6 protein-coding genes are annotated in these 6,809 nt (G+C 60.8%); 3 read left to right on the top strand and 3 right to left on the bottom strand.

Going from position 1 to position 6,809, the window contains the following annotated elements; genetic code table 11:
• Nucleotides 1-363: 363 nt before the first annotated feature.
• From B9Z48_RS19035 to B9Z48_RS19025, 3 genes are read right to left on the bottom strand one after another with little or no spacing between them, the layout of a single operon-like run.
• Nucleotides 364-1,176 carry an enoyl-CoA hydratase gene (locus B9Z48_RS19035; protein ID WP_089963217.1) on the bottom strand — a complete coding sequence of 271 codons (813 nt, stop codon included), beginning with the start codon at nt 1,174-1,176 and terminating at the stop codon, nt 364-366.
• Between the two features lie 33 nt (nt 1,177-1,209).
• Nucleotides 1,210-1,707 (bottom strand): nuclear transport factor 2 family protein, encoded by a 498-nt coding sequence (locus B9Z48_RS19030; protein ID WP_089963097.1) that lies wholly within the window; start codon nt 1,705-1,707, stop codon nt 1,210-1,212.
• Between the two features lie 25 nt (nt 1,708-1,732).
• On the bottom strand, nt 1,733-2,956 hold the full coding sequence (locus B9Z48_RS19025) for an MFS transporter (protein WP_194944874.1): 1,224 nt from the start codon (nt 2,954-2,956) through the stop codon (nt 1,733-1,735).
• Between the two features lie 221 nt (nt 2,957-3,177).
• Between B9Z48_RS19025 and B9Z48_RS19020 the strand changes: the two genes are divergently transcribed.
• The 3 genes from B9Z48_RS19020 (at nt 3,178) to B9Z48_RS19010 (ending at nt 6,741) form a co-directional block, all read left to right on the top strand.
• A complete protein-coding gene (locus B9Z48_RS19020) occupies nt 3,178-5,283 on the top strand; it encodes an alpha/beta hydrolase domain-containing protein (protein ID WP_108380297.1) in 2,106 nt (701 codons plus the stop codon).
• A 373-nt stretch (nt 5,284-5,656) separates the two neighbouring features.
• Nucleotides 5,657-6,268: a DUF4377 domain-containing protein gene (locus tag B9Z48_RS19015; protein WP_089963104.1), complete on the top strand. Its 612-nt coding sequence runs from the start codon at nt 5,657-5,659 to the stop codon at nt 6,266-6,268.
• The gene (locus tag B9Z48_RS19010; RefSeq protein WP_089963106.1) at nt 6,265-6,741 is read left to right on the top strand and encodes a hypothetical protein; all 477 of its coding nucleotides are present in this window, start codon (nt 6,265-6,267) and stop codon (nt 6,739-6,741) included. The genes B9Z48_RS19015 and B9Z48_RS19010 overlap by 4 nt, the downstream gene beginning before the upstream one ends.
• Nucleotides 6,742-6,809: the final 68 nt, after the last annotated feature.

Genomic DNA, 6,809 nt, shown 5'->3' with positions numbered 1-6,809 from the left:
CCGCCAGTTCGCCTCCGGTTGCTCCCCACCCCGCTTCGCAGCGACGCAGTTACCTTCGACTACGGGGCCTTGGCTTACCCCGACATGGACTCTCACCATGCTGTGTACGCGCCTTCACGGGCGCACTAGGAGCCCCGCCCCCGGGGCGATGCTGGGTGGTCTGCGAGGCTTTTCGCGACGAGGGCGTCGCTCCTACAGGGGAAATGTCAGACCACAGAGGTTGGCCATGCATGTTGTAGGAGCCCCGCCCTCGGGGCGATTCTTGGTGGTCTGCGAGGCTTTTCGCGACGAGGGCGTCGCTCCTACAGGGGAAATGTCAGACCACAGGGGCCATTCAGTCTTTTGTGTGCCAGCCCCACCCACTCATTGGCCGGTAAATTGCGGTGCGCGCTTTTCCATGAAATGCGCCACGCCTTCGCGGAAGTCGTCGCTCGCAAAACTGAGGGCCATCTCGGCGTTGGCCTGGCGGGTGTTTTCTGCCAGCGTCTGAAACGGCGCATCGTACTGCTGGCGCTTGATGACGGCCATTGAGCGCGGCGACACGTTGTCCACCAAATCACGCGCATAGGCGTAGGTTGCGGCGGCCAAAGCATCGGGCGCAAACACCTTGTTGACCAAACCCATGGCCTGCGCCTCAGGGGCCAGCACCTTGCGGGCCGTCAGCAGCAAATCCATCGCGTTGGCGTGGCCCACGATGCGGGGCAGCATCCAGCTCAGACCATGCTCTGCAATCAAGCCGCGCCTTGAAAACGCGGTGGTGAACACCGCGTTGTCGGCCGCAAATCGGATGTCGCAATACAGGGCGTGCACCAGCCCAATGCCTGCGGTTGCACCGTTCAACATGCCGATCACCGGCTTGGGGATCGCCGGGTAAAACCCATATCGCGTCTGGTAGTCCAGCCGCTGGTTCACATCAAAAGGTTTTGTCCAGGTGGTGGCCGTGATGTCGCTCGGGTCCAGGCCCTTGAGCAAGTCCATGTCGGCCCCCGCGCAAAAGCCCCGCCCTGCCCCCGTGAGCACGATAGCCCGCACGTCCTCGTCTGCGGCGGCGGTGTCCATGGCTTCGCGCACCTCGCGCTCCATCACAGCGGTCCAAGCGTTGAGCTTGTCCGGGCGGTTCAAGGTGATGGTTGCGATGCGGTGCTCCACGTTGTAAAGAATGTCTTGGTAACTCATGGCAAGGCCTTTCAAAAAAACAATCAACCATTCCTACACGGTGCGCTTGCCCCGCGCCAGAAAAGCTTGAGTGGCGGGCTGGTCCAGCAGCTGCTGGCTCCAGCGCTTGAGCACCTTTTCCAGGCGTGGCGCGGCCACCCCCAGCTGCACCATGGCCACGCCACCATTGACCGATTCGCTGTAATCGCAAATCAGCCCGTCACGCAGCTCAAAGCGGCTGATGCCGTCGATCACCACCTGCCGCCCCGCAAACTCGGGCACCTTCGAGGTGAAGCTCGACAAAGACCGCGCATAGGCCAGCTGCCCGTTGCACACGGGCTCGAACATCTCCCAGCGGTAATCGGGCCCGGCATCGCGGTGGAACAGCTCGTTCATCATGTGGGCAATGTCGGCGCGGCCCGTGTGGTCGCCGTAGATGTAGTCGTGGTACACGCCGTCGGGCGTGAAGCACTGCGCAAAGGCATCACCATCGCCCGCCTCCGCTGCGGCTGAAAACCGCTTCAACAACGCTTCAAATTCGCTTGCTTGCATGGTGTTGTCTCCTCTGTTTTTAAAATCAATCGGGCAAAGGGTCGGGCAAGCGCTTGAGCGTGCGCACCTTGGATGCGGTGATGATGACCGCTTGCAGCCCAAAGCCCAGCACCACACACCACAGGCTCACCGAGGCCGGAAAATACACCCCCAACAAGCCCCCCAGCGCCGCGCCCAAAGGCCGTGCGCCGGTGCTCGCCACGATGATGATGGATGTGACCCGCCCAATCATGGCGCGTGGCGTGACGGTCTGGCGCAAGGTGGTCGAAGTGATGACCCACAGGATGGGACCCGCACCGTACAAGAAATAAGACAAAGCGGCCACCCAACCCTGGGGCCAAAACAGCGTCAAGGCCATGGTGAGCGCGGCCAGCACCGAAAAATAAGGCCCCACCAAAATCGCCTGTCCAAAGGGCAATGCCGCCACCACGCGTGGTGCCAACAAAGACCCCACGATCATGCCCACGCCGTAACACGCCAGCGTCACCCCCACACCACTCGCGTCCAGCCCCAAATCGTTGATGGCATAGGGCACGTAAGCCGCTTGCAGCATGAACCACGAGATGTTCCAAGCAACCGAGCAAAACACCATGGGCCTGAGCAAATCGCTTTGCCAAACCCACTTGGCCCCGTCTTGCAACTCCAACAAAGGGTGACGTGCGGGCATGGTCGGCCGCGCGGGTTCGGTGATGCCACGCAGGAACAACACCGCAGCCACCGACAACATGCCCGACAGCACAAACGCCGCCGACGCCCCGGTCCACGCAATCAAGGCCCCGGCCAAGGCAGGACCTGCTGCAAACGCCGCGCTGCGTGCCAGCTCCAGCCGACCGTTGGCTTGCGCCAAGCCATCGACCTCGACCAAAGCAGGCACCAGCGAAGGTGCGGCCACACTGAACGCCACCGTCCCCACCGCCGCCATGAAGCCGATGATGGCCAAAGCTGCAATCGACACATGCCCCGTGACGATCAGCGCCAGCAGCAGCAACAAAGCCAGGGCCCGCAGCGTCTCGGCCAGCGCCATCAAACGGGTGCGCGAGGTGCGGTCAGCCAGCAGGCCCAGCGGCATGGACAGCAGTAAAAAAGGCAGCGATTGAATCGATGCCAACAAGCCGATTTCGCCCGGCCCCGCCTTGAGCAGCAACACCGCCACGATGGGTACGGCGGCCAGGCTCAGCTGCTCGGCCGACTGTGCCAACAAGTTGGACCAGGCCAGACGGCGAAAAGAGGCAGAGAGCGCTTGGGACATCGATAACCTTTCAATGCAAGGCATCCTAAATCGTCTTGGGTCCAGAACGAGTCACGTTGGCTCAGGGCAACCACCTCGGACCCCCACGCCCGCTGTCACCCATGCGGCTTGAGCGGGCCGTTCTGGCGGACCTCTGCGGGTCTTCACCCTTGAAGCGCCACCCACATTCCTGTTGAATCTATGGACTGGCTTCCAAGCCCGTCCACACGACAGGAACACCCATGCAACTGAACCTCCAACACGGCCTGTGGGCCGCTGCCCTGCTCACTTTGGCCAGCCAAAACGCCCAGGCCCGAGTCACCCGCATCGTGATCGACGACACCCGGCCAGTGGCTTCAGCCCCCGGCAAGCCTACGGGTATGGCTTACGAGCAAGTCGCAGGCCGCGCCTTTGGCGAACTCGACCCCAAGCTCCCGCAAAACGCCATCATCCAAGACATTGACCTGGCCAAGGACGCCGACGGCAAGGTCCGCTACATGGCATCGTTTGTGATCTACAAACCCGTGAACCTCAAAGACGCCAGCGGTCTGATGTGGCACGACGTGCCCAACCGGGGCCGGGTGTTTCCCTATGCCGAACAAGAGTTAGCCAACGGCGACATTGGGCTGGCCAGCGCGTGGCAGGGTGACAACGCAGGCGCCACAACGGTCAAGCCCAAAGCCAGCATCGACGGCTTGCAGTTCTTGCAAGTGCCCGTGGCCAAAAACCCCGACGGCTCCAAAGTCAGCGGCCAGGTGTTCGGGCGCATCGTCAACCGCTCAGGTCCAGCCTCGCAGCCGCTCATGGTGCAGACCAACCCCGTGCCCTACAAACCCGCCAGCCTTGACACCACCCAAGCCACGCTGGTCTCACGCGGGCGCGAAAACATGAACGGCGAAGTCTTTGACGAACAAGCCATCGCCCCGACCGACTGGGCCTGGGCCAAGTGCGATGCGCAAAACCCCTTTCCCGGCACACCCGACCCCACACAGATTTGCCTGAAAAACGGCTTTGACGCCAAGCGACTCTACCAAGTGGTGTTCACGGCCCAAGACCCCTATGTGCTGGGCATTGGCTTTGCCGCTTGGCGCGATGTGGGCACCTTTTTCAAGCATGCACAAGCCGATGACATGGGCACGCCCAACCCGGTGGCCCGCACCGTGACGCACAGCATTGCGCGGGGCGTGTCCCAATCAGGCAACTACCTGCGCGGCTGGCTGCATCTGGGTTTCAACCAGGACGAAATGGGCCAACAAGTGCACCAAGGCCTGTGGCCCATCATTGCCGGCCGCCGCATTGCGCTGAACTTTCGCTGGGCGCAACCCGACGGCGTGCTGGAGCTGTACCAAGCTGGCAGCGAAGGCCCACAGTGGTGGCTGCCGCACCCTGACCCGGTGCGCGGCACACCCGCAGCCGGCATCTTGGACCGCTGCACCCAAACGCGCACTTGCCCCAAAATCATGGAGCACTTTGGCTCAGCCGAAGTCTGGGCTTTGAAGCTCACCCCCGAATGGATCGGCACCGACGCCAAGCAAGACCTGCCGCTACCGCCCAACGTCAAGCGCTACTACATCGCCAGCAGCCACCACGGCGGTGGTGCAGGCGGCTTTGACACCAGCTTGCCGGGCGTAGGCCTGCCCAAAGCAGGCCCCATGTGTCCTGGCAACAACTTTGGTCAAGGCATCTTGCCTGCCAACCCGGTGCCCCACAAAGAGACCGTCAACGCCCTGCGCGTGCACTTTCGCAACTGGGTCATGAAAGGCACAGAACCTCCCGCCAGCCAATTTCCCACCTTGGCCAAAAACCAATTGGCCATTGCAGAAAAAACAGCTTTGGGCTACCCCAACTTGCCCGGTTTGCGACCCTCCGTGCCCGAGCGCGACTTCATCATGCCCGTGCACGATTACGACTGGGGTCCCGGCTTTAAAGCGGTCGACGGTTCGGGGGTTCCGAGCCATGCACCACCCAAAATCAAACAAGTGCTGACCATGTACGCCCCCAAGGTCGATGCCGATGGCAACGAAGTCGGTGGTCTGCCGGTCGTGCTGCTGGATGCCCCGCTGGGAACCTATCTGGGCTGGAACGTGACCGCAGATGGCGCACGGCCCTTCCACAAAGGCGAGATTTGCAACTATGTGGGCGGCATGGTGCCTTTTGCAAAAACAGCCGCCGAACGCCAAGCCAATGGCGACACACGCTTGTCTTTGCAAGAGCGCTATGGCTCACACGACGGCTATGTTCAAGCCGTGGTCAAAGCCACTGAACGCGCCATGAAAGCCGGCTTTCTTTTGAAGGACGATGCCGATGCGTTGATCGAAGCCGCAGCCAAAAGCGCGGTGCTGCGCTGACCTGATTCGCAAGAGCCCACGGAGTCAGGGACCGTTTTTGGCCCCTGAGGCAAGGGTTGTGGGCTCATGCGGGTTGACCTTGGCGGGGATGCCACCCACACCCTCGAAGTACGCTGCAACTTTCATGGGGGCTGGTGGATGGACCTGGCAAAGGCATACCCACATTTTCAAGTGGTTACACAAATCTCCATCACAAAACCACAACATCAACATCAACGGTGCACCAGCTCTCTAAACCACTAAATTCATGATGTCGCTTTTCGTAAACTGAGCAGGAGCTTGCGCACCGAGGGCAGGCTCAGGTCAACCCAAGCGCTGGAACAGTCTGGTGCCCCGGGATCAAACCCATGCCCTTGCTCAAATTTCAAAAGCCATGACAGAACACCCAACGGTTCGACGGCATTCAGTCCAGATCTTGGCCGCGCTCGGCTGGCTGTGCACGGCCACAAGCATGGCCCAAGTTTGTACCCGCGAATTCGCACCCGTGTGTGGCCAAGTGACGGGTGAAACGACGACCCAAACCTACCCCAACCGTTGCATGCTCAAAGCTGCCCAAGCCCAACATCTGTTTGACGGCGAGTGCACCCACACCACGCCCCAAGCGCCGCCCCAAGCGCCGCCCTCTATCCCCCCAACACTCCCGGGCAGCACCGTCGATGCACACGGCTGCATCCCCTCTGCGGGCTACCTGTGGAACCCCGAACTGGCCCGTTGCATTCGCCCATGGATGACCAGCGTTGTCACGCTGCAAGTGGCAGCACAGCGGCGCAGTTGTACCGCCCTGGTCGAGATGCAATGTCTGCAAGTGCGCGAAATCGAATCCGGTGTCCCTCCCCAAAAATGGCAAGCACTTTTGACAGAAATTGAAGGCTTCCAACACATCCCCGGCAAGCGCTACACACTCCGTGTGCGCAAAGACCGCGTCGAGACGCCCCCTGCAGACGCACCCGACACACGTTACACACTCGTGAAGGTTCTGCCATGAAAACCCGTCTTCTCAAATGGGTCGTGGTGCTGATCTGCCTGGCCACAGCGGTGCTCAGTGTTTATGTATTTCGTCTCAAAGAATTCATGGCCATAGACCGTTGCATGGACGCGGGCGGAGCTTATGAAAAATCTTGGAAAGTTTGTGACAAAAGCCTCACCGAAACCCCTGACACGCGATTTTCTGGCCCCGTGTTTGCAGGCATGCTGGATGGTCAAAAAATCAGCCTGCAACTGCGTGACGACCAAATGGGCTACCGCATGATCGACAACGGACTGCGCGTGGTGGGCGACATGAACACCGAGCGAGGCTTCCAAAACGATGACAACGCTGTGGTTTATGTCCTCAATTGGACCCAAGATGAGGCGCAGCAAATTCGATTTCTGCGTGTGCTGGCCCATGGTGAAGAAGTGCTTCGAAGAATTGGACCTGACCAGCAACTGCAAACAGGTGCAGCACTTCGTGCCAAATAGTCGGCCAAATCAAGGCCCTTGAACGCTCAGGGCAACGCCCACCCCATGAGAGACCTCAGATCAGCTGT

It is taken from the genome of Limnohabitans sp. WS1, assembly GCF_003063265.1.
GTDB lineage: Bacteria > Pseudomonadota > Gammaproteobacteria > Burkholderiales > Burkholderiaceae_C > Limnohabitans_A.
Note: the sequence above shows the minus strand (reverse complement) of the source record. Positions and strands in the feature narration are given on the sequence as shown.